Origin of the sequence: Dyella sp. SG609, from assembly GCF_012275375.1 — a bacterium.
GTDB classification, from domain to species: domain Bacteria; phylum Pseudomonadota; class Gammaproteobacteria; order Xanthomonadales; family Rhodanobacteraceae; genus Dyella_D; species Dyella_D marensis.
Genome location: NZ_JAAZQJ010000008.1, coordinates 195,353 through 219,543, shown reverse-complemented (window position 1 = coordinate 219,543; position 24,191 = coordinate 195,353). Strand labels below are relative to the sequence as shown.

The following is a 24,191-nucleotide window of genomic DNA, read 5'->3' as shown; positions in this document are numbered from 1 at the left end:
GCTCGATCATTCAGTGCTTCCTCGGGGCATATGCCAACATGGTAACTAATAGGTTACCATCAATCGAGGCGCGATCGATCCACTTTCCGGGTGCGAGGGGCTTCTACTGCCCCACCAACCCCAACCGCACCAGGCTCTCCGCCGTCGCCACAATTGCCTCCTCCTGGCTGCGCGGCGCCCACTGGAGCAGGCGGATGGCCTTCTGGCTGGTGGCGTTCATGGTCACGCCCAGCAAGGGAACGATGCCGCGCATGACCGGGTCGCGCAGGGCGCCCAGGCGGATGACCCAGTTCGGCAGCACCCGGGTGGAGACCTTGCCGGCGGCGGCGCCCATGCGCCGGCGCAGCACCTTGGCCACGTCGACCATCCACATGCTCTCGCCCCCGGTGGCGAGGAAGCGCTCGCCCCTGGCGGCGGGGTGGGCCATGGCGAGCAGGTGCAGGTCGGCGACGTCGCGGGCGTCGACGAAGCCGCAGTTGATCTTCGCCGTGGCGAACTGGCCGTCGAGCAGGTTCTTGATCAGGCGGATCGAGTGCGAGTAATCGGCGCCGAGCACCGGGCCGAGCACGCCCACCGGATTCACCGCGGACAGTTCCAGCCCGCGCCCTTCCTTGGCGATGAAGTCCCAGGCGGCGCGCTCGGCCAGCGTCTTCGACTTCTGGTAAAGCCACACCTCGCCCGACAGGTCGCTCCAATCCGATTCGTCGAACGGCCGCTTCATATCTTTGTGTCCCGCGCAGATCGCGCCGAAGGCCGAGGTCAGCACCACGCGCTTCACCCCGGCGTCCCTTGCGGCGCGCAGCACGCGCAGGTTGCCGTCGACGGCGGGCCGCACCCAGTCGTCTTCATGGCGCTGCTCGCCCGAGGGCGTGGGCGAGGCACCGTGCAGCACGTAGCGGCAGCCGGCCGCGGCGGCGGCCCAGCCCGCGTCGTCGACCAGGTCGGCGCGCACGAACGACAGCCGCTCGCCCGGCTCGGCGCCGCCCACCTTGAGCTGCGCCCGCACCTCCGCCTCGCGTGCCAGCGAGCGCACCGTGGTGCGCACCCGGTAGCCCTGGCGCAGCAGGGCGAGCATGCAGTGCTGCGCGATGAAGCCGGTGCCGCCGGTGACCAATACCGTTTCGTTGTTCATCTCGAATCCTGAGGAATGGCGTTGCCTGGGCGGATAAGCCTAGGTGCGCCCCGCCGCACTTTGAATGCTTGAAAGTGCGAGTTTCTGTCGCGACAGTACGGACATGAGCACCGACCCCTTCTCCGAGATCCTCAAGTTCACCAGCGCCGAATCGCTGCTGACCGGCGGCTTCACCGCCGGCGGCGCCTGGGCCATCCGCTTTCCGGCGCCGGAGAAGATCAAGTTCTTCGCCGTGGTGCGCGGCCATGGCTGGGTGCTGATCGACGGCGAGCCTGCGCCGCTGCGCTTCGACACGGGCGACGTCGGGCTGATAGCGGCGCCGCGCTCCTTCGTGCTGGCCAGCGAACCCGGCGTGGAGCCCATCGATGCGATGGCCGTGTTTGCCGGCACCAACGGCACCGCGCAGCTGGGCGACGGCCGCGACTTCGCGCATATCGGCGGCCATGTGCTGCTCGACCCGGCCAGCGGCAAGCTGCTGGCGGACGTGCTGCCGCCGTGGATCCACGTGCCGGCCGCGTCGCCGCATGCCAGCAACTTCCGCTGGCTGCTCGACCAGCTGATGGAAGAACGTGCGCTCGACCAGCCGGGCACGCAGCTGGTATCGAAGCATCTGGCGCAGTTGCTCTTCATCCAGATATTGCGGGCGCATCTGAAGACATCGCGCCCCATGCCGGCAGGCTGGCTGCGCGCGCTGGGCGATCCGCGCATCGCCCCGGCCGTGCGCCTGATGCACGGCGAACCCGCGCGCGACTGGCACCTGGACGAGCTGGCCGCGGCCTGCGCCATGTCGCGCACCAGCTTCGCGCTGCATTTCCGCACGGTGGCCGGCATCACCCCGCTGGCCTATCTCGCCGAATGGCGGATGCGCCTGGCCGAGCGCAGCCTGCGCGAGCACAGCACGCCGGTAGCGGGCATCGCCCGGGCGCTGGGCTATACCTCCGAAAGCGCTTTCAGCAGCGCCTTCAAACGCATGACCGGGCAATCGCCCAAGGCATACCGCAGTGCAGTGCGAACCGTCGGCTGAGCCGGCATAGGCAGCGCTGTCGTGATCGCGCCGTCCTGTATGACAGCGCTGCTTGGCATCTTCTGTGCCAACGGAGCGACAGCGTGCCGACAGCCAGGCCTCATTTTTCACAAATGAAGATGTGCGTGCGCTCACAAAACTGCCCTACTATCACGCGATGCCGACCTCGCCTTCACCACTCGCCAACGAACCCGAACCGCGCCGCGGCAGCCTCGCCTGCGTCGGCCTGGGGATGACCCTCGGGTCGCATCTCACGCCGCTCGCGCGCAGCCATATCCAGCAGGCCGACGTGGTGTTCGCCGGGCTTTCCGACGGCGTGGTGGAGCTGTGGCTGCAGCGCATGCACTCGGACGTGCGCAGCCTTCAGCCGTACTACCGCGAAGGCAAGTCGCGCATGAAGACCTATCGCGAATGGGTCGAGCTGATGATGACCGAGGTGCGCGCCGGCAAGCGGGTATGCGGCGTGTTCTACGGGCATCCGGGCATCTTCGCGTGGTCGCCGCACAAGGTGATCGAAACGGCGCGCGCGGAAGGCTTCCAGGCGCATATGGAGCCGGGCATTTCCGCCGAGGATTGCCTCTACGCGGACTTAGGCATCGACCCCGGCCGCTACGGCTGCCAGCATTTCGAAGCCAGCCAGCTGCTGTTCTACGAGCGCCGCATCGACAACGCCGGTTATCTGGTGCTGTGGCAGGTGGGCCTGGTCGGCGACCGCTCGCTCGGCCGCTTCGCCACCGGCCCGAAGTACCGCGAGCTGCTGGTGGAACTGCTCCACCGCGACTACCCGCTCGACCACGAAGTCATCATCTATCGCGGCGCGACGCTGCCGATCGAGAAGCCGCGCATCCGCCGCGTGACCCTGGGCGAGCTGCCGCAGGTGTCCGTCACCTCCGAGGAGACGGTGGTGCTGCCGCCGGCACGGGCCTTGCAACTCAACCTGGCCATGCGGGAACGACTGGAAGCCTTGGACAAGGAGAGCGCGCTGGCATGATGCCGGCACGGCGCGCGCTTATGCTTTTGGGGGCTCATCGCCCCGCGTGATCCGGCGGTACGCCGCGCTTCGGGGCGCGGCGAACGGCCAGGAAACCGACCGGTGCATCCATCGCGCCGGCGTGCGACACCAAGCAGCCGCACCATAACGAACGTAAACAGGGGACTGAGGGGAGAACCATGATGGACACCATCGATTTGCTCGAGGCCATTGGCAGCGATGCGTCGTTGCGCCACCTACCGGGCGACGAACTGGCGAAACAGCTGGAAGCGCAGGCTTCCGAGGCGCTGAAGACGGCCGCCAGCACCGGCGACAGCGCGCCGCTGATCGTCGAACTCGGCGCGCAGAAATCCGAACCGCCGCAGGTCACGCAGGCTCCGGGCACCGAGGAGGAAGACCTCCCCGAGGATCTGCCGAAGCCGCTGTCTCCCGAAGAAGAAGAATAAGTACGGCGCCCGCGTCGGAATCGACGCCGCCATGGCCCGGCTGCCAGACCGCCTGAAGACCTGGACCGCGCTCGCGGTCCTGGCCTTGGGCGCGCTTGCGCAGCCCGGCCATGCCGACATGCCCGGCGCCATCGCGGCCGAACCCGCCGCGGCGTCCACCATCGGCGACGCCACGGCCTTCCTCGACCAGGCCGAGAACCTGCAGCGCAAGGACCATCCGCGCTTCGTGCAGATGCTGGCGCGCCTGCACCGCGAGGCCCCGCCGCTGACGCCGCGCGATGCCTGGCGCCTGCGCTATCTCGATGCGTGGGAAGTGATGTTCCAGGGCAACTACGCCAAGTCGGAACAGGAACTGCACGACATCATCGAGCACGCGGGCGACGACGCGATCCGCCTGCGCGCTTCCTCGCTGCTGCTGATGAACCTGGGCTGGAACCAGCGCTACGAAGAGGCCTTCACCCTGGCCAACCGGCTGGCTTCCGAGCTGCCGGCGATCAAGGACCCGATGACCCGGTTCCTGGTGCTGATGAATCTCTCGCAGATGCTCGACCTGGCCGGCCAGACCGACCTGGCGATCAAGTACGCGCGGATGATGGACGAAGCCATCCCGTCCGGCGAGAACCGCTGCCTGCCGCTCAACCTGCTGGTGGCCGCGCTGTACAACGGCAAGCGCCTGCATTCGGCCAGCCCCGAGGTGCAGGCCGGCATCGACGCCTGCACCGACGCGCAGCAACCGGTGGCCACCAACAGCATCCGCCTGGTGCTGGGCAGCCTGTTTATCGACGAGAAGCAGCCGGCCAAGGCGATGGCCCTGCTCGACCATGTCGCGCCCACCATCGAACTCAATCGCTTCTATCCGCACATGCTGTCCGCGCAGGCCGAGCGCGCGCAGGCGCAGGCCATGCTGGGCAACGACGGCGAAGCGCGCAAAGCCGGCCTCGCCGCCATCGCCATGGCGCACCAGGGCGAGATCAGCGAATGGCTGATGGTGGCCTACGAAGTGCTGTACCAGGTGGAAAAGCGCCAGGGCCACGCCGCCGCCGCGCTGGCCTACCACGAGCAATACGCCGCGCAGGACAAGGGCTATCTCAACGACGTCAGCGCACGCACGCTGGCCTACGAGATGGCCCAGCAGCATCTGCACGTGCAGCGGCTGGAAACCGAGTCGCTGGCCAAGCAGAACAGCATCCTGCGCCTGCAGCAGGCCTTGAACACCAAGGCGGTGGAAACCAGCCGCCTGTATATCGCCATGCTGCTGCTCCTGCTGGTGTCGATCGTGTTCTGGCTGTTCCGCATCAAGCGCTCGCAGCTGCGCTTCAAGAAACTCTCCTGCGTGGATGGCCTCACCGGCATCCTCAACCACCAGACCTTCATCGCCGACGCCGACCGCGCGTTGCACTTGCTGGACAAGAAGCACGGCACGGCCTGCCTGATGTTCATCGACCTCGATCACTTCAAGCAGATCAACGACACGCACGGCCATGCGGTGGGCGACGACATGCTCAAGCACGTCGTCTCGCTGTGCCAGCCGCTGCTGCGTTCCTCCGACCTGTTCGGCCGCCTCGGCGGCGAGGAGTTCGGCATCCTGCTGCTGGACTGCGGCCGCGAGCAGGGCCTGATGCTGGCCGAACGCGTGCGCCGCACGATCGAGGCCACGCCGGCGGGCGCCGGCGACCAGGTGGTGGCGCTGTCCGCCAGCATCGGCATGGCGGTGACTACCACTTCCGGCTATGCGATGCAGCCGCTGTGCCGCGATGCGGACGCAGCGCTGTACCGCGCCAAGCGCAGTGGCCGCAATCGCGTCGTGGCCGACGGCGACGCCGCAACCGACGCCAAGGTCGCCTGATCCGGGAAATCGATTTAGATCGATCTTTCCAGGGCATTTTTGCTGACCTATATGTCGTGCGTATGACGCGCGAAGCCGTCCGCGCATATTTCATTTAGACGTCTGGACGCGTCAGCTTGGTGTGGGTTTTTCATCCGGGCGCCACGGAATTTTCACGCATGCTCTCTAGTTTGGCCGGCTTCCCTTCGGCCACCTCCCGTGGCCGGGCTTTATCCCCACTCCGGAGTTGTACTGCATGCGTTCGACCAAACATCACCTGCTGGCGCGCGCGATCGCGGCGGCCATCGTCACCGCTGGCTTTGCCACCGTGGCTTGCGCCGGCGACGCACCCGCCGCCCCGCAGGACAGCACCACTGCCCCTGCCGCCGCCACCACGCTGGGCAAGATCACCGTGGCCGCCAACCGCTACGACGCCAGCCAGCTGCAGATGGATGCGGTAAATACGGTTAACGTGCTGTCGGCCGATGACTTGAAGTACACCGCCGTGCACAACGTGGCCGAGGCACTGGGCCTGCTGCCGGGCGTCAACGTGTTCAATACCGGGCAGTCGTACTTCGGCGGCATCGACGGCGCCTCGCGCGGCGAAGGCATGTTCACCTCGGTGCGCGGCCTCAATGCCGAGTACAACGTCAACCTGATCAACGGCGTGAACGTGGCGCAGGGCATGGCGTACAGCCGCGGCGTGCAGCTCAGCCTGCTGCCGCCCTCGGGCCTGCAGACCATCGTATTGAACAAGACCTCTACCGCCGATATGGACGGCGACGCGATCGGCGGCACCATCGATTTCCGCACGCCCACCGCCTTCGACTTCAGCGCGCCGACCAGCGGCAGCGTCACCGCCAGCGGCCGCATGGAAAGCCGCGCCCGCGACTACGGCGACAACGGCCTGGGCGGCGGCCTGGCCGGCGAGTTCCAGAGCAAGTTCGGGCAAGAAAAGCAGTTCGGCATCTATGCCAGCGCCTATTACGACAAGCGCAACTACGTGAACAGCGAAGCGGCCGCCGCTTCGTCCGCCTTGAACGACGGTTCCTGGGAATTCGCGCGCACCACCGCCAAGGGCGACAACGCGCCGGGCTTAGACCCCGTGCGCAACCTGCTCAGCACCGGCATGAACATCGGCACCTCCTCCGGCCATACCAAGCGCTACGGCGGCAACGTGTCGCTGGACTGGAAGGTGGACGACACGCTCACCGCCTACGCGCGCGCCACCTACGGCTATGCGCAGACCGAGCAGGACACCACGTATCTGCAGATCATCCCCGCCAATGTCAGCTATGCGCCGATCGGCAGCACCGGCCTGTATCAGCCGGTGATCGGCCGCATCGCCACCCGCTTCTGGTACGAGACCAACCCGGAGAAGGCGGATCTGGCCACCTTCCAGGTCGGCGGCGACAAGACCCTCGGCGGCTGGACCCTGTCGCCCAGCCTGTTCTACAGCTTCGGCGACAACGACCGCCCGGACCACGTGGAGATCTCCGCGCGCAACGACCAGTACAGCTCCGCCAACTTCCCCTATGGCGCGGGCACGGTGATGAGCTACGGCGCCGACCACCTGCCCTACCCCATGCTGACGCCGGCCATGAATGCGCAGCTCAACAGCGTGGCCACCCTGTATGCGCGCCGCTCGGGCCAGTTGACCAAGTCCTACAGCGGCCAGGAGAAGGGTGGCGCGAAGTTCGACGCGCGCTACGACTTCGAAGACGGCGCGCTGCGCAGCCTGCAGTTCGGCGTGAAGTACAGCGACGCCCACCGCGAGTTCACCAACCGCGACTGGACCACCGCCAAGTACACCGACGGCCGCAGCTTCGGCTCGCTCGGCCTGATCGACGGCGGCTATTCGTCGGTATTCCCCGGCGTGTACGGCTACGACGTGCCCACCATCGACCAGGCCGCGCTCAAGCGCCTGATCGCCGCGAACGTGACCGACGCCAACCTCGACACCTGCAGCAACCTGTACATCAACAACTGGAACTGCAACACCCAGCGCGCGCGCGAAACGGTGAGCGCCGCTTACGCCATGGCCAGCTTCAAGTGGGGCGACCTGGAAGTGATCCCCGGCCTGCGCTTCGAGCATACCGACATCCGCAACACCTTCTGGAGCACGCCGCGCGACGCCGGCACCGAGCAGCCGGGCCACTTCGCGCGCAACTTCACCCACTACGACGAGCCGCTGCCGAGCCTGTTCGTCAACTACCGCGACGGCGACAACGCGGTGTACCGCGGCTCGATCTGGACCAGCTATACGCGTCCGGCCTTCGTCCAGCTGGGCGGCGGCTCGCAGGTTAGCGTGTCGGCCGACGGCCTGACCACGATTACCGAGGGCAACCCGAACCTGAAGCCGATCAAGTCGCTGAACTTCGACCTCTCCGGCGAATGGGGCAATCAGCACGGCGGCCATGCGATGGCTGCGCTGTTCTACAAGAGCCTGTCCAACTATATCTACGAATCGGGCAGCAATCCGGTGAATGCGGGCACCACCGACGCCGGCTCGATCCAGTACGTGCGTCCGCAGAACGGTGGCGACGGCAAGGTCTATGGCGTGGAAACGGCGCTGCGGCAGAAGTTCCAGGACATGCCGGCGCCGTTCGATGGTTTCGGTGTGGGCTTCAATGCCACGCGGCAGTGGACGTCGGTGGATCTGGGCCTGGATGGTTTCCACCACCAGCGCATCCAGAACGCGCCGGAGCTGATGGCGAATGCGGAGCTGTTCTACGAGAAGAACGGGTTCTCGGTGAATCTGAGCTATCACTACGCCGGTTCGTACGTGTCGACCTACGATTACTTCGGCCAGAACCAGCCTTGGGACAATCTGTGGATCCGCCCGGTGGCGCGCGTCGACCTGCATGCCGGCTACGCGTTTGCGCATGGCTTCCAGGTGGATCTGTCGATTTCGAACCTCACCAGGAACTACACGTACTGGTCGCACGTGGGCCGCAACAGCCTGGCGATTTCCGATGTGGTGGATTCGGGGATGACTACTCTGCTGACGGCGAAGTATTCGTTCTGATACTTCGCGTAATTAAGAATCCCCCTACAGACAGCCTTGGGTTGCTCTGCTAGCGTGATTCTCGTTGCCCGCGCTGTGGTTTCGATGCGCGGCGCGGGCAACCATGGCAGCAATGTCGTGAGAGCGCGGGCCAAGGGTGCGACTAACACCCCTGACCCGCTGACCATCACCAACTAAGCAGGAGTTGATCATGGCTGTGCCAGATCATACGTCACTCGTACGCTCACCGATCCCCCGGGCGACACATCCGCCGACTAATCGGGCTGTCCGCCATCTTCGCGGACACGGTTGAAGAGCCGCGGCCTAAGAGTTTTCGCAGGTAATGATTCCTAGCCGTGAAACCCGGCGCGTTGCCTCGTGCAACGGCGAAAGCACCTGAAGCCGCATTCCACTTCCTCAATCAAGCCGCCCGGCGCCTGTGTTCCAGGTGATCGGTCAGCCTCGAGTCCGTATGGTCGCGGCACGCCGTGCTGTCCGGCGGCGTGCCGTTCTCGGGACGAGGGCGGCGCATGGCAAGGAGTTGCTTATGGATATCTATGGCGAAGCGTGGCTCACACGCCACGTGGAGTATTTTTCCGATCCGGAGGCGGGGCCGGATGCGTTGTTGAACGATGCGACCGAGTGGCTGCATTACGCACACAACGCGATCCGGCTTCTGGCGGAACTCGTCGATGAGCGTGGCAGCGTGAACGCGCAGCGGTTGCCGACCATGCTGGAAAGCATCGCGGCGTTTATCGAAATGGGCGCGCGCTGCGCGACGCAGGCGCATTTGCGCATGCAGCTATTTCAGGTGCGAAGTGAAGAGTGCTCGATCACCGACGACGAGCGCGACGCTTCCTAGAACGAACCTAGCCACACCCTCTCAATCCCCCTCTCCCCTCCGGGGAGAGGGCCGGGGTGAGGGGCCGGGCGGAGCGACAGGCAGAGGGCCATTACAAGCGCCAAAGCTTTTCTTCCCTGCGTAGAAACACCACCGCAAGCACGCGCCCCTCATCTGCCTGCCGGCATCTTCTCCCCGGAGCGGAGAGAGTTTCGATAGGTGATGATGATAAGCGAGAAGTGCAATTCGTGAGCTATATAGTCATCAGCACGACAAATAGCGGAATTATGCCCGCATAAACAATTCTTGCCGCCAACAAAAGCCCTTTCATTCCCGCGGAATAATTTTCGGCCGGAAGGTGAGGGTCAAACAGCATCCTTGTCAAGCGGAAAGACAACCGTATCCCCAGGCTCGAAAAGTCCACATCCTTAAAATAATTCGGGTCATACCTGCTCATCCTGCGGGCGACAAATATGGTGAAAGCATGTTGCGACAATATATAAATTGCCATGATGAGCGCCACCAATTTGAATGCCATACGTCCGCGCCTTTTCATCTGAGCCAGGCATTTTACTGTCTCGTCGTGTTATCGGTCTTATCTTTGAAAATATCGAAAGTGTACCCGGGCCCCTTAACCATTGTGCCAACCCCAAGTCCAACTTTTGGGGTGACCTCAAGGGTTCCACCAGGATTCAGCGTGAAACTGAGGCCTCCATGAAGGAACTCGCCTCCTTCCACGCTGTACGTCACCTTTGGCGTAGTCTCCTGCGGATTCTGCACAAGATTGAATTTGAAGCCCTCTTTGGGGGCGATATCAATGCTTACATTTCTTCCAACTGCTACAGGATAAAGACTTGCCGTCGACTGCTTCGGATGAAGCACGTTCAATTCGTAACCGCCACCAACGTTATGACCGCCCTCCACTGAGACGGTGATGGCTACAACGCTATCCACGTGATCGTAAACCGCGCTGCCTGCTTCATAGGCCGGCCGCAATGGCGTCTTGATGTCATCGTTGACCGCCTTATTCAAAAACTTATGAAACCAGTCCAGCTCAATGAGAGGCGACTGTTGTGGCGCTCGTCCATTCGGATCGAGATACAGGAGCGGATTCCCGTTCGCATACAGATACCTATTGAATGAGTAGCTGTTTCCCGGCTGTGTTGGGAGAGGATCCACGCTCAGGAACCGACCAGAGTAGGCGTCATAAAATCGGGCCTGCATGTAGATGAATCCCGTATCGGGATCACTTACGTGGCCTGTGTAGCCCGGCCCATTGGCAGGTGCCCCCTGTGCTTGCAAGCCATAAGGCCTGTAGTCGAATGTCGCGGTGACATTTCCACTGGCGTCGGCTTCGGCCAACGGGGTGCCCTGTGGATCTGTATAGATATACGTGACTGTGGTTGCTTGAGCGCAGAGACTCAGCGATATCCATAGTGCGGCCATCAGGCAGATTTTTTTCATGCGCTTTTCCCTCACGCCCCCGAAGCAAGCCACACGCTGGCGTAGTTGCTCCAAGCGGAGCAGCCCGATGAGTTACAAGCCTGTACACGGAACTTCACGCTGCCATCGGCGGTGATCTGGGAGCCCGTATTCGTATTCGGCCCGCTGTACAGAATGAACACGCCATCCTGCGGATGGGTTTCCTCCACGTTGTAAACAGTGGCTCCAGTCGAAGCATTCCACGACACATGCACGACCGGCTTGTTGACTGCGCCCGACGTGCTGAGCGTCAAACCGGTTGGTGTCGGCGGAATCAGCGTGACCACCGTATTGGCAGTAGCGCTCCACGGACCGCAACCGCCTGCGTTGCAACCCTGGACTCGATAACCCCAGGTGCCATTGCCCCTACCTGACGCACCCCAACTGCTCGCGCCACTGGCCTGCACCTGCGTCCAGCCGCCGCCGTTCAACTGCTCCTGCAGGTTGTACGAGGTCGCACCGCTCACGGCGGACCAACTCACCGTGTAGCTGCCCGTGCTGCTGCTTCCGGGCGTGCTTAAGTTCGGTGCAGCGCTGGGCGGAATCGTAACGGTGACCTGGGAGCTGTTATTGACCGCGCCGTTCCAGCCGCTGGCGTTGTAGGCGGCAACGAAGAACAGATAAGTGCCGGAGGTGGTCGCCGTCACAGTGACGCTTGTGGAAGAGACGCTGGCCGCCAGCGTCCAGCCGGCATTGTTGATGTTCTGATACAGGTCGTAACGCGTTGCGGTCGGGCTGGCATTCCAGCTGACCGGAATGGGGCCGTTGCTCGTCGCCGGCACGGTAATTCCCGTAGGCGTAGGTGGAGGCAACAGCACCGTGGTCGTGCCCGTACTGCTCCATCCGCTCGCACAACCGCCCACGTTGCAGGCCTGCACGCGATAGCTGTAATTGCCGTTGCCGCGGCCGCTGGTCGGCCAGCTGGTATTGCCGTTGGCCTGCACCTGCGTCCAGGTGCCGCCGCCGTTGACGCTCTCCTGCAGCGTGTAGCTGGTGGCCGTGCTCACTGCCGTCCAGCTGATGGTGAAGCTGCCATTGGTGCTGTTGGCAGGGGCAGTGAGCGTTGGCACGCCGGTCGGCGGATGCGTCACCACCAGGGCATTGCTGCCGTTCTGCCAGGCGCTGCAGTTGTAGGCGTTGCAGGCCTCGACGCGGTACTGGTAACTGCCATTGGCCAGACCGCTCAGCGATGTGGTCGTGGCGGTGCCGTCGTAGATGCCGCTCCAATTGGTGCCACCGTCGCTGCTCTGCTGCACCACGTAATGCGTGATCTGACTGACCGCCGCCCAGCTCAAGCTCACGTTGCCGTCGGCGCTCGCAGCCGGCACGGTGAGGCTCGCCGGTGCCGGCGGCACCACGCCGTAGGTGGTGTCGACGGTGACTGCGTTGGACGTCACCCAGCCGCGGGTGCCATAGCTGTTCTTGGCCTGCACCTGATAGGTGTAGCTGCCGCTGCTGGTACCCGGACGGCTGATCGAGGTGGCCGTGGTGCCGGTGGCGATCGATGTCCACGCCCCGCCGTTCACTGCTTCCTGCACGTCGTAGCTCGTCGCCGAGATCGGCGCCGTCCAGCTCACTGTGTAGTTGCCGTTGACGATGCTGCCCGGCACCGTGATCACCGGCGCCGCCGGCGTTACGCCCAGGTTCTGCGAGACCGTCCATCCGCCGACGCAGCCGCTCGCGGCACAGGCCTGCACGCGGTACAGATAGCTGCCGCCATCCTGGTTGATCACGGCCAGGCTGGTGGTCGTCAACATGCCACTGCCGGCGACATTCCAGGTCGTGCCGCCATCGGCGCTCACCTGCAGGTTGTAACCCGTCGCCCCAGGCACGGCCGTCCAGCTCACCGTGTAGTTGCCGGCATTGGGGTTGGCGCTGAAACTGATGCCGGCGGGATTGCTGAGCTTCAACGACTCGTTGCGCGCGATCAGCTTCTTGCCCAGGTACACATAGTTGGTGGCCTTGGACGTGCCCGCATCGAAGGCGTACACGAGCTGTCCCGCCTGCGTGTAGAAGTAGTACGTCGCGCCGGTACCACTGGTCGGGTTCTTCACCACGCGCCGCCCGGAGGCGTCGTACTGGTAGCTGTCGTAGCCCGGGATATCGGTGAGCTGGTTCTTCTGGTCGAAGTTCAGCGTCACGCCGTTGCGGTTGTTGACGTTGCCGCGGTTGTCGTAGCCCAGCGTGATGACGTTGCTGCCGCCCTGAGTGATGCTGGCCAGGCGCTTGCTGCCGTCGTAGTTGTAGGTGAAGGTCTGGCCGCTGCTGATCCGGCTCGCGATGTTGTTGAGCGGGTCGTAGCCGTAGCTCTCGCTGCCCCACAAGTGGCTGGCCTGCGCCTGGGTCAGGCGGTTCAGCGCGTCGTAGCCGAAGCTCTTGGTGCGCGTGCCGTCGGTCAGGTCGGTGATGGCGGTGATGTTGCCATTGTTGTCGTAGGCATAGTCCTCGCTGAGCTTCAGCGTGCCGCCGTTGCCATAGGTGAAGTTGCTCAGCAGCAGGCGCGCGTTCTTCTGCACCGCATACGAATCGCCATTGCCGAAGGTGAAGGACGCCACGTCGCCATCCGGGTAGTAACTCACGCCGGTGGCATAGCTGCCCACCTGGGTAGCCCGGCCCAATGCATCCGGCGCGTAGCTGATGGCCTCGCCATCCGGGTATTGGATGGTGCTGATGGCGCCATAGGCATCGTGGGCATAGCCCATGCGCCACAGGTCCTGGCCAGCCACTTGCAGCGACTCGCCGGTGAGCAGGCCCAGTTTGTTGCGGTAGCCGGTCCAGTACGTCACGCCGGAGTTGGCGGTCTGCAGGTTGCCCAGCAGATCGTAGGAATAGACGGTGTTCTGCGTCCCGGCCGGTGGGTCTAATCTCAACACACGGTTCATTGTGTCGTAGCTGCGCTTGGTCTGGGCGGCGACGGCCACCTGCTCAGTACCGCAGCCATCGCCGCTGATGCTCAGGCCCGCGGCCGTCCACGCCACATTGTTGGCATCGTCGTACGCCGTCACCTCGCTGCCGCTCTCCGGCTCCGAGGTGCGGCACAGGCGGTGGTAGCTGTCGTACGCCAGTGTCTTGGTGGCATCGTTGCTGAAGCCGTTGGCGCTGCCCCACTGGTGGATCGCCAGCGGGTTGCCATACACGTCGCGGGTAATGGCCTGGTTGATTCCTTCCGGCGCCTGCACCTGGATCACCGCGTCGTAACCGGGCTGGTCGAACACCTGGTAGCTGGTGATGATGACGTTGTTCTTGGGATCGGTAACCTGCTTGCGCGCGCCGGAGAGATACGCCGTGAGCGCGGTCAGCGTGCCCAGCTCGGAGGTCTGCTGGGTCTGGGTCAAGCGGCCCAGGGCGTCGTAGGTGCTGGTGGTGCCCGCGGTGATCGTGCCGAGATCCGGCGTGCCGTTCACCGGATAGGACACAAAGGTCTTCTGTCCCTTCCAGTCGTAGTCCGTTCGCGCATTGATGCTGGTGCCGGCGATCGCCGTGCGGCTCAGCACCGGGCGCAGCATCGCGTCGAAGTACGTGGTGGTAACCGCACTACCCTTGGTGCTGGTGCGCCTCCAGTGATTCGCCGGCACGCCCTGCTCCGCGGCGCCGACGAAGGCGTAGTCGAAGGTCTTGGGCAGCCAAGCCACTTCGTCGCCGGACGGGTAGTCGATGCGGTGGATGCGCCCGATGGCGTCGTAGGCGTAGCTGGTGGTGCTGCCCGCCTGGTCGGTGATGCTGGCGATCTGGCCGAAGTCATCCACCACCAGGCTCTGCGTGGTGCTGTCCGGATAACCGATCGACTGCGGGATACCCCGCTTGTAATTGCCCAGCGTGGTGGAGTGATGGTTGCCGTCGGTAAAGCTCGCCAGCTGGCCCTGGGCGTTGAACGTGTAACTCATCACCGCCTGGCCGAAACGATAGCGCTGCGACAGCGTCACGCTGCCCGGGTCGTAGTCGTACTTGTCGGTGGTCTCGGTCTTGCCGTCATAGGTGATGTCCACCTGTGCCGGCAGGCCCAGCACCCAGTGCGGAAGGTCGTTGAGGTAGGTGGTCTGCTCCTGGACGGGATGATCGATATTGAAGCTGCTGAAGCTGTTGAAGCGCTTTACCGTGGTGGCCTGGGCATATTCATTGAAGCTGATCGCCAGCCAGGTATATGTATCTCCATCCTGCTGGATATCTCGCCGGCTCAACGGCGATTGCGTTTCCAGCTGGTCGTCATTGAGTCGCCGTTGCGGGTCATCGCCAAAGCGCACGGGCCATGGCCCGGAGGAGTACATCGCATACGTGTTCACCTCCGACCGCAGCACGTTCGATCCGATGCCCTGCGCATAGAAATCCGTCCGCTGCAGCTGGCTATCAGTGAAGTCGTACTTGTTGCTGAAGGTGTAGCGCACCCCTTTACCCGCCGGATCGGTGACGTCTGTCCATACCGACGATGCGCAGCCCGCCGAGCAATCTTCGATCTTGCTCTCATTCGCAGGCGAGTAGCCGTAGGTCCACACCTGGTCGGCCATTCCTGCGCCAGAGAATTTCTTTTGACTCAGGGCGGCAACCACATAAGCATCGGGCACCAGCGTGAAATCGCCGGAAGGACTCTGAATGCATACATTGGGTGTATACGAACGCCCACGCACGCGGCTCATCACGGTGAACGTGCCGGTGAGCCCCGACGGATGCGTGATGCTGCCTTGCGAGGACGCCCCCGTATATGCGTTGACGCTGAAGCAACCGCCAACCTCGGGACTACCGGCAAGGTTGTCGAGGCTGGGCGCACGGAACCCGCCAAGATTGAACGACCAGTTGGATCCGTCCGGCTGGGTGACCGCCGTCAGCCTGGGAATATGCGGGTCTGAGCTGTACGAGTAATTCCAGATTCGCGCGTTCGGAGAATCTGGCTGCAGCGTCGCCGAGTGAAGACGATAAGAAGGCGGTGCATAGTAATTGCCGAACGGATCTTTCTCCGGCCGCTGCCACACTTCATAGCTGAGTGTGAGCTTGCGGCCATCGCTACCGAGAATCTGGGTCAGATTGCCATTCGCATCGTAGGAATAGCTGAGGCTGTTGCCGAAGCGGTCCTCGATACGCGATACCAGCATCGTATCGACTTGCCGATGCAGCGAGCCGCCGCCATTCCTCACCATCGATTCGCCGATCTTGTATGCGAACCAGTCGAACCAGTATTTCGTGCCGTCGGGCGAGACAGCGAAGAAGCCTTCTCCCGGTTGCCCATTTGCAGTCTGTGCCAGACAGCCGATCGACCAATGATCCTTGGTGACGATGGGAAAGGATGTGCTGCTGGTGCCCGGCACCGTCATCTGTGGCGCGAGCGTATTGCCTGCATCGCGCTTCATCAGATCTTGCGAACTACCCGGCATGATCATCTGATAGCCATGCCACCAGTCCGAACTGCTGTAAGTCACCGGTTCGAAACCGGCCTTGGTGTCAACGACAATGTCTGGCGCGGTGGCCAATATCGAGCATCGCTGCGTGTTGTCGCGAAAGAACCAGCCCGTATGGAGCTGGCCACCGGTGTCGCTCCACTTGTAGTTGGCCGATAGGGTCTCGATGCGCGGAACATCGAGGCCCCAGTCCACCAATGTGTTGTTCAGGAATTCCTGATAGGAATAGGTGGGATCGACGTCGGCGATATGGAAAGAGCGACTGAGCTGCAGCAAGGGCCCGATGCCTGCCGCACTCACGTCCGTCTGCATGAAGGAAAGCGAACCGTTGTACAGGCTGATGCTTTCGCCAAAGGGGTTTTCCCCGAGAGGCTGGATGTCTTCAGTGACTTTGATCTTCTTCTTGTACTCGTCCTCCGGCTTCACTGCCGCTGATTGCGACCAGGCCGGGAACGAACAAATAGCCAGAGCAAAAGCCAGCAGAACGCGGCGCGGCTTGCGCCAATCGCGACTCGTCATCCCTTTCCCCTTCACCTTGACGCAATGGCTGCAACAAGACGCAACGGTCTATCGCGCACCTTTTCAGGCACGACGGAGTGACGCGATGACCTTTCCCCTTTGCCGCTTCACGGGAGTGACGAGGCAGCGACGATTTAGTAGCAGACCGCAAGAAGCTTCGCAACGAAATTTATTTCGGTTTGGCGAGCGCGGCGCTGATTCGGTCAAGAGTCCCGAATGGAGGGGTTCAAATTTTCCGCGCAGCCTCGTGCGGGTACGCCTTCCGGCGGTCGAAAGGCGTTATCTCCGGGATAAATATGCCCATGGCGTATTCAGGCAGTCCGCATGTCGCTGGTTATTTGGTGCCATCGCCCGCGAGCTGGGTCGCGACCGGTGCGCCCAAATCCGCGGAGGACCGCCCCTCACTCACAACATACTCCCCCCCACGCACCACCCACCCATGCTTCACCGTATCGAAATCCGCCAGCAGCTTCCGCTCCAGGGGAATACTCAACACCCGCTGCTCCCCCGGCTTCAGGAACACCTTGGCAAACCCGGCAAGCCGCCGCACCTTCGTCCCCGGCACCTGCACATAGACCTGGGCCACATCGGCACCCGCACGCTTGCCGGTGTTTTGTACCGTCACCGTGGCAGTGACCTTGCCACCCTTCGCATCCACCTTCAGCCCACCATGCTCGAACGTGGTGTACGACAGCCCATAGCCGAACGGGAACAGCGGCTGGATGTTCTTCGACTGGTACCAGCGATAACCGACGTTCGCACCTTCGATCGCGTAATCCACGCTCTCCGGCGGCGTACCGCCGCCTGCACCCGGCAGCTCCGGACGCGGCAGCTGCGATACATCGCGGGGCCAGCTCAGCGGCAGGCGGCCGGAGGGATTGACCTTGCCGGAGAGGATATTGGCAATGCCGTTGCCTGCATCGCCGCCGGGATACCACACCTCCAGCACCGCGCCGGCCTGCTCCAGCCACGGCATGGCGACGGGGCTGCCGTTCTCCAGCACCACGATGGTGCGCGGGTTGGCTTTGGCAACCGCGGCGACCAGGGCGTCCTGGCCATCGGGCAGCGACAGGTCGCGCGCGTCGAAATCTTCGCCCGCCCATTTCTGCACGAACACCACGGCCACCTGCGACTTCGCCGCCAGCGCCGCTGCGGCGGCAACGTCCTCACCGCCGGCAAACTGCACCTTCGCCTGCGGCGCCATCGACTGCAGCGCCTTCAGCGGCGCATACGGGTGGTACGTCACGGGGCCCGGCCAATCGGTCGGCTTCAAACCCGGCACCGCATTGCCGCCCTTGGCCGTCACCAGCGACGAACCGCCGCCGGCCAGCACGCCCTTGTCGGCGTGCGCGCCGATCACCGCCACCGATTCCAGCTTGGCGACATCGAGTGGCAGCAAGGCGTTCTGGTTGCGCAGCAGCACCGCGCCCGCCTCCAGCGTCTCGCGCGCCACGGCAAGGTTGGCCTTCTCGTCGATCGGGGCCTTCTTCGCCGGATGCTCGAACACGCCCGCCGCGAAGAAGCTGCGCAGGATGCGCCGCGTCATATCGTCGACGCGCGATTGCTTTACCTCGCCCTTCGCCAGTGCGTCGCGCAGCGGTGCGTCGAAGTAGATCTGCTTGTCGAAGATCTCGGCGGCCGATTCCTGATCCAGCCCCGCATTCACCGCCTTCGCCGCGCTGTGCACGCCACCCCAGTCGGACATCACGAAGCCGGGATACTTCCAGTCGCGCTTCAGCACCTGGTTGAGCAGATAGTCGTTCTCGCAGGCCCAGTCGCCATTGAGCTTGTTGTACGAGCACATCACCGAGCCGGGCTTGCCGCGCTCGATCGCCAGCTCGAAAGCCAGCAGGTCGGATTCGCGCATGGCCTGCTCGCCGATGCGCACGTCCACCGTGGTGCGCCCGGTCTCTTGGTCGTTCAAGGCAAAGTGCTTGATGGTGGACACCACATGCTGGCTTTCGATGCCGCGGATCGCTTCGCCGACCATGGTGCCGGCCAGCAGCGGGTCTTCGCCGGCGTATTCGAAGTTGCGGCCGTTGCGCGGCTCGCGCATCAGGTTGGTGCCGCCGGCCAGCAGCACGTTGAAGCCCTTGGCATGCGCTTCGCCGCCGATCATGGCGCCGCCGCGGAAGGCGGCTTTCGGATCCCAGGTGGCGGCGGTGACGGGGCCGGCAGGCAGCGGCGTGGCGTAGTCGCCGGGCCGCATGCGCTCGGAGCTGGCTACGCCCAGGCCCGCATCGCTTTCCTGGATGGCGGGAATACCTAAGCGTTCGATCGCAGGGATATAGCCAGCGGAGCCGATATAGCCCGGCGGCACCGGCTTGTCTTCCGGCTTGCGCGGGCCGGCAAAGTAGCTGCGGATCAAATGGAACTTGTCGTCCTGCGTGAGCTGCTTCAGCAGCAGGTCGGCGCGCTGGTCCGGCGAGAGTTTCGCATCGCTCCATGGATGCGCGGCGGGCGCCTGTTGCGCCATGGCGAGGCCCATCCAGCCGGCCAGTCCCAACACGATGGCGCAGCGCAGTGCATTGCCGGCTTTGCGTTTCATCCTTCAGTCCTCCGCAATGGCATCGCCGCGGTGCGATGGCCGAGGAGCCGGAGTATGCACGCCGGGCGCTTAGTTGTCCGTCGAGCTTGCCGCTGCCCTGGGGAAAATCATCAAGGCATTGGCGGAAATCATCACAGGCCGTCGAGCCAGGCGGCGAAGATGCCGCGTGCTGCATGGGTGAGTTCAGCGCCGTGCGTCGCTGCATCGCGACGCAACGAATTCGGATCGATCCGATGCGCGGCCAGCTCATGCGCATGCCCGATCAGCCAGCGCTCCAACTGCGTGGCTTCCACTTCCAGATGGAACTGCAGGCCGAGCACGTGCCGGTCGATGGCGAAGGCCTGGTGGGGAAAACCCGGCGTCTGCGCCAGGCGCTGCGCGCCGGCCGGGATCGCGAACTGATCGCCGTGCCAATGCAGCACGGGCACCGTGCCGATCCCCTTGAGCACGGAAGCGCGGCCTTCGTCGGTCAACGTGAGCGGACCGAAACCGATCTCCACCTTTCCCGTGGATGCCACCTCCGCACCCAGCGCCTGCGCGATCAGCTGCGCGCCGAGGCAGATGCCAAGCGTCGGTTTACGTAAGGCCAGCCGCGAGGCGATCGCCGCACGCTCACCGGCAAGAAAGGGATAGCGGTCGACTTCATACACACCGATCGGCCCGCCCAGCACCACCACCAGATCGGCCGCATCCAGCACGCCGGCGTCGATCGCATCGACGCCCGCCTCCAGATAACGCACCGCATAGCCGCGCTCTGCCAGCATCGGCGCCAGCAGGCCAAGATCCTCGAAAGCCACGTGGCGTATGGCGATGGCGGTGCGTGTCATGCGGTGGACTCCTTGGCGTTCCTGGATTCCCCCGGCGCATGCGCGCGCAGCGCGCCGGGCGGCCGGCCCACCACGCGCTTGAAGGCGCGGCTGAAGGCGGCCAGCGAACCATAGCCCAGCTTGTAGGCCACGCTCTCGATCGGCTCGCGGTCGCGCGCCAGCCACTGCGCGGCAAGGCGCATGCGCAGTTCGGTGAGATAGCGCAGCGGGGTCATGCCGGTGACGGCGAGAAAGCGTTCGGCGAACACCGAGCGCGAGCTGTCCATCTGCGCGGCCAGTTCCGCCACCGTCCACTGGCGGCCCGGGTCGCGGTGCAGCGCCACCAGCACCTTGCCCAGGCGCGGATCGCGCAGCGCTTCCACCCAGCCGCTGGCGTCGCCGCAGCCGCACTCCACCCAGCCGCGCACGATAAAAGCCGATACCACGTCGGCCAGCCGCGCCAGGATGCCGGCCGAACCCGCGCGCGGCGCCAGCGATTCGCGCTCCATCGCGTCGAGCATCGCGCGCAGTTCCGGGTTGCTGTTCAGCAGGGTGCCGACCAGCATCACCTCGGGCATCGCAGCCACCAGCGATTGCATGCCGCCGAGATCGAATTCCATGCAGCCGCTGAAGACCAGGGTGCGCTCGCCCTGGCAGACGCCGGCGTCGGCGCAGCCACGCACGGTCGGGCACAGCTCGGTGGCGCTGAGGGTGGCGATGTCCCTGCACGGCTGTTCCGGCTGCGCGCTCGACAGCAACTGGTGCGCGCCGCCGCGCGGCAGCAGCACCGCGGCGCTGGTATCCAGCCGATGGATGACCCCGCCGGGGCTGCGCAGGAACACCGGCCCGCGCGCCACGAAATGGAACTGCGCCCGCTCCGGCTCCTCGCCGAAGGCCAGCCCGAACGGCGGCGACACCTCGATACGGCGGTACTGCACGCCGACCAGGCGCATGCCCAGCAGCAGTTCGCTGGCCAGGTCGTGAGGAATGGTGGAAGGCTGGATATCCATGGCGATCCGGACGATCGATCAAGATCGAAAGATTCATCATCATAGACCGTCCGGCTGTACTTTCCTACGCTGTGCCTCCCCCATACCCGAGAACGGAACGCACGATGGACGGAGGCATACAGTTGACCACCCGCGGCGAGACGCGCGAACAGCCCGCCTGGGGCGCGGTGTTCTCACTCACCCTGGGCGTGTTCGGCCTGGTCACGGCGGAATTCCTGCCGGCCAGCCTGCTGACGCCGATGGCCGCCAGCCTGGGCATTACCGAAGGCGTGGCCGGCCAGGCGGTAACCGCCACCGCGGTGGTGGCGATGATCACCAGCCTGCTGATTTCGGCCGCCACGCGGAACATCGACCGGCGCTGGGTGCTGGTGTCGTTCTCGGTGCTGCTGATCGTTTCCAACCTGCTGGTGGCCTACGCGCCCAACCTCGCCGCGGTGCTGGCCGGCCGCGTGTTGCTGGGCATCGCCATCGGCGGCTTCTGGACCATGTCGGCGGCCACCGCCATGCGCCTGGTGCCCGAGCACCTGGTGCCGCGCGCGCTGTCGCTGATGTTCAGCGGCGTGTCGCTGGCCACCATCGCGGCGGCGCCGATGGGCAGTTATTTCGGCGCGCTGATCGGCTGGCGCAACGTGTTCCTGCTGGCCGTGCTGCTGGGCTTGCTCGCGCTGGTGTGGCAGCTGGTGACGCTGCCGCGGATGGCGCCCACCGGTACCACGCGCCTGCGCACCCTGGTCGAGGTGCTGCAGCGCCCCGGCATGAGCCGCGGCATGCTCGCCTGCACCCTGGTGTTCACCGGCCACTTCGCGTTCTTCACCTATCTGCGGCCGTTTGTGGAAACCGTCACCGGCGTCGGCGTGGGCGGCTTGTCCGCGATCCTGCTCGGCTTCGGCATCGCCAACTTCGTCGGCACTTCGCTGGCCGGCCTGGTGCTGGAACGCAACCTGCGCGCGATGCTGCTGGGCATGCCGCTGCTGATGGGCCTCATCGCCATCGGCCTGGTCACGCTGGGCCGCGTGCCGGCGGCGCACGCCGCGCTGATCGCGCTGTGGGGCATGGCCTTCGGCGGCGTGCCGGTGGCGTGGTCCACCTGGATCACGCGCACGGTGCCGGACCAGGCCGAAAGCGGCGGCGGCCTGATCGTGGCGGCGGTGCAGCTGGCGATCAGCCTGGGCGCGGCGATCGGCGGCGTGATCTTCGACGCGGGCGGTGCGCGCGGCGTGTTCGCGGGCAGCGCGGTGGTGCTGTTCGGCGCGGTGGCGATTGTGGTCATGCGCTTCCGCGCCACGGCAACCGCCGCGTCCTGAAAACAGAACGGGCGCCGAAGCGCCCGTTCCATGCCTGCAAAGATTTCTGCGCCAGTCAGAGCGCGTAGTACATCTGGAACTCCAGCGGATGCGTGCTGGCGCGGTAGCGGGTGACTTCCTGCATCTTCAGCGCGATGTAGGCGTCGATGAAGTCGTCGGTGAACACGCCGCCGGCCTTGAGGAAGTCGCGGTCCTTGTCCAGCGCATCCAGCGCCTGGTCGAGGCTGGAGCACACCTGCGGGATGTTCTTCTCTTCTTCCGGCGGCAGGTCGTACAGGTCCTTGTCGGCCGGCGCGCCCGGGTCGATCTTGTTGATGATGCCGTCGAGGCCGGCCATCATCAGCGCGGTGAACACCAGGTAGCCGGAGTTCATCGGGTCGGGGAAGCGCACTTCGATGCGGCGGCCCTTCGGGTTGGACACGTACGGGATGCGGCAGCTCGCCGAGCGGTTGCGCGCGGAGTACGCCAGCATCACCGGCGCTTCGAAGCCCGGCACCAGGCGCTTGTAGCTGTTGGTGGTGGAGTTGGCGAAGGCGTTGATCGCCTTGGCGTGCTTGAAGATGCCGCCGATGTACCACAGCGCCGTCTGGCTCAGGCCACCGTACAGGTCGCCGGCGAACAGGTTCTTGCCGTCCTTCGCCAGCGACTGGTGCACGTGCATGCCGCTGCCGTTGTCGCCGACGATCGGCTTGGGCATGAAGGTGGCGGTCTTGCCGTTCTGGTGCGCCACGTTCTTGATGACGTACTTCATGGTCATCAGTTCGTCGGCCTTCTGCACCAGCGTGTTGAACTTCACGCCGATCTCGCACTGGCCGGCATTGGCCACTTCATGGTGGTGCACTTCCACCACCTGGCCCAGCGACTCCAGCACCTTGCACATGTCGGCGCGCAGGTCGCCGAGCGAATCCACCGGGCTGACCGGGAAGTAGCCGCCCTTCACGCCCGGACGGTGGCCGGTGTTGTTGTCCTCGTACTTGTAGCGCGACGACCAGGCGGCTTCTTCGGAGCCGATTTCGTAGAACACGCGGCCCATGTCGTTCTGCCAGCGCACGGAATCGAAGATGAAGAATTCCGGCTCCGGACCGAAGAAGGCGGTGTCGGCGATGCCGGTGGACTTCAGGAACGCCTCGCCGCGCTTGGCGATCGAGCGCGGGTCGCGGCCGTAGGCCTGCATGGTGCTGGGCTCCAGCACGTCGCAGTGCAGGACCAGCTGGGTGTGGCCGCTGAACGGGTCGAGGTAGGCGGTGTCCGGGTCGGGCAGCAGGATCATGTCCGACTCGTTGATGCCCTTCCAGCCGGCGATCGAGGAACCGTCGAACATCTTGCCGTCCTCGAAGGTCGACTCGTCGATGGTGTGCGCCGGGAACGTGACGTGGTGATGCTTGCCGAGCATGTCGGCGAAACGCAGGTCGACGAACTCGACGTCGTGTTCCTGGATCAGGTCGAGCACTTTCTGGGCGGACATGACGAACCTCGAATAGATGGGGACGTGGAAACAACTTGCTCTTTGGCAAGCTCCATGCCAGCGGAAGGAGCCAAGCCGGATCAGTTACTTGCGTAAGGATTGCGTGAATGGCGATGGTCGCTTTGCACCTTTAAGGCGCTAAATCAATCGCGATTTTGCACCAACAATGCGCTTCATCCATCGCCCGCGAACAACGCCCGCCATCCTAGCCCGTCATCCCTCATTCGGGCACGTGACCCTCCGGGCCCACACAGCCAACCCCCTCTCCCCTCCGGGGAGAGGGCTGGGGTGAGGGGCGGGCGGAGCGATGAAGCAGAAGCAGTAAGCAAGCCCCGCCCTGTCGCTACGTCTTGGCGAGCCCGCCCCTCATCTGCCCGCCCATGCGTCGTCACACAATCGTCACT

Annotated in this window: 15 protein-coding genes; 7 read left to right on the top strand and 8 right to left on the bottom strand. The window is 64.5% G+C overall.

The features are described from left to right. Nucleotides 1-103: 103 nt before the first annotated feature. A complete protein-coding gene (locus tag FHW85_RS15640; protein ID WP_167252798.1) occupies nucleotides 104-1,132 on the bottom strand; it encodes an aldehyde reductase in 1,029 nt (342 codons plus the stop codon). Between the two features lie 103 nt (nucleotides 1,133-1,235). On the opposite strand from FHW85_RS15640, the gene FHW85_RS15635 reads away from it, so the two are divergent. From FHW85_RS15635 to FHW85_RS15610, 6 genes are all read left to right on the top strand, one after another. Then, nucleotides 1,236-2,156: an AraC family transcriptional regulator gene (locus tag FHW85_RS15635; protein ID WP_210427819.1), complete on the top strand. Its 921-nt coding sequence runs from the start codon at nucleotides 1,236-1,238 to the stop codon at nucleotides 2,154-2,156. A gap of 157 nt (nucleotides 2,157-2,313) precedes the next feature. Then, entirely contained in the window at nucleotides 2,314-3,147 is an 834-nt protein-coding gene (locus tag FHW85_RS15630; protein ID WP_168648887.1) for an SAM-dependent methyltransferase, read from the top strand. Between the two features lie 182 nt (nucleotides 3,148-3,329). Then, entirely contained in the window at nucleotides 3,330-3,593 is a 264-nt protein-coding gene (locus FHW85_RS15625; protein ID WP_246866786.1) for a hypothetical protein, read from the top strand. 31 nt (nucleotides 3,594-3,624) lie between these two features. Then, nucleotides 3,625-5,439 carry a GGDEF domain-containing protein gene (locus FHW85_RS15620; protein ID WP_246866785.1) on the top strand — a complete coding sequence of 605 codons (1,815 nt, stop codon included), beginning with the start codon at nucleotides 3,625-3,627 and terminating at the stop codon, nucleotides 5,437-5,439. Between the two features lie 235 nt (nucleotides 5,440-5,674). Beyond that, on the top strand, nucleotides 5,675-8,446 hold the full coding sequence (locus tag FHW85_RS15615; protein WP_168648863.1) for a TonB-dependent receptor: 2,772 nt from the start codon (nucleotides 5,675-5,677) through the stop codon (nucleotides 8,444-8,446). Between the two features lie 526 nt (nucleotides 8,447-8,972). Next, the gene (locus FHW85_RS15610; RefSeq protein WP_167252802.1) at nucleotides 8,973-9,287 is read left to right on the top strand and encodes a hypothetical protein; all 315 of its coding nucleotides are present in this window, start codon (nucleotides 8,973-8,975) and stop codon (nucleotides 9,285-9,287) included. A gap of 232 nt (nucleotides 9,288-9,519) precedes the next feature. Here FHW85_RS15610 and FHW85_RS15605 read toward each other — a convergent pair whose 3' ends face one another. From FHW85_RS15605 to FHW85_RS15580, 6 genes are all read right to left on the bottom strand, one after another. Then, entirely contained in the window at nucleotides 9,520-9,804 is a 285-nt protein-coding gene (locus tag FHW85_RS15605; protein WP_167252803.1) for a hypothetical protein, read from the bottom strand. 32 nt (nucleotides 9,805-9,836) lie between these two features. Continuing rightward, a complete protein-coding gene (locus FHW85_RS15600) occupies nucleotides 9,837-10,730 on the bottom strand; it encodes an RHS repeat-associated core domain-containing protein (protein WP_167252804.1) in 894 nt (297 codons plus the stop codon). 11 nt (nucleotides 10,731-10,741) lie between these two features. Beyond that, nucleotides 10,742-16,654, bottom strand: coding sequence for a hypothetical protein (locus FHW85_RS15595; RefSeq protein ID WP_167252805.1), 5,913 nt, complete (start codon nucleotides 16,652-16,654; stop codon nucleotides 10,742-10,744). 334 nt (nucleotides 16,655-16,988) lie between these two features. After that, nucleotides 16,989-19,202 carry a glycoside hydrolase family 3 C-terminal domain-containing protein gene (locus FHW85_RS15590; RefSeq protein ID WP_168648862.1) on the bottom strand — a complete coding sequence of 738 codons (2,214 nt, stop codon included), beginning with the start codon at nucleotides 19,200-19,202 and terminating at the stop codon, nucleotides 16,989-16,991. 131 nt (nucleotides 19,203-19,333) lie between these two features. Beyond that, on the bottom strand, nucleotides 19,334-20,029 hold the full coding sequence (locus tag FHW85_RS15585) for a glutamine amidotransferase (protein ID WP_168648861.1): 696 nt from the start codon (nucleotides 20,027-20,029) through the stop codon (nucleotides 19,334-19,336). Further along, nucleotides 20,026-21,018: an AraC family transcriptional regulator gene (locus FHW85_RS15580; protein WP_168648860.1), complete on the bottom strand. Its 993-nt coding sequence runs from the start codon at nucleotides 21,016-21,018 to the stop codon at nucleotides 20,026-20,028. The genes FHW85_RS15585 and FHW85_RS15580 overlap by 4 nt, the downstream gene beginning before the upstream one ends. 104 nt (nucleotides 21,019-21,122) lie before the next feature. Between FHW85_RS15580 and FHW85_RS15575 the strand changes: the two genes are divergently transcribed. After that, nucleotides 21,123-22,322, top strand: coding sequence for an MFS transporter (locus FHW85_RS15575; protein ID WP_168648859.1), 1,200 nt, complete (start codon nucleotides 21,123-21,125; stop codon nucleotides 22,320-22,322). 55 nt (nucleotides 22,323-22,377) lie between these two features. On the opposite strand, the gene glnA is transcribed toward FHW85_RS15575, so the two are convergent. After that, entirely contained in the window at nucleotides 22,378-23,787 is a 1,410-nt protein-coding gene (gene glnA / locus FHW85_RS15570) for a type I glutamate--ammonia ligase (RefSeq protein ID WP_167252810.1), read from the bottom strand. Nucleotides 23,788-24,191: the final 404 nt, after the last annotated feature.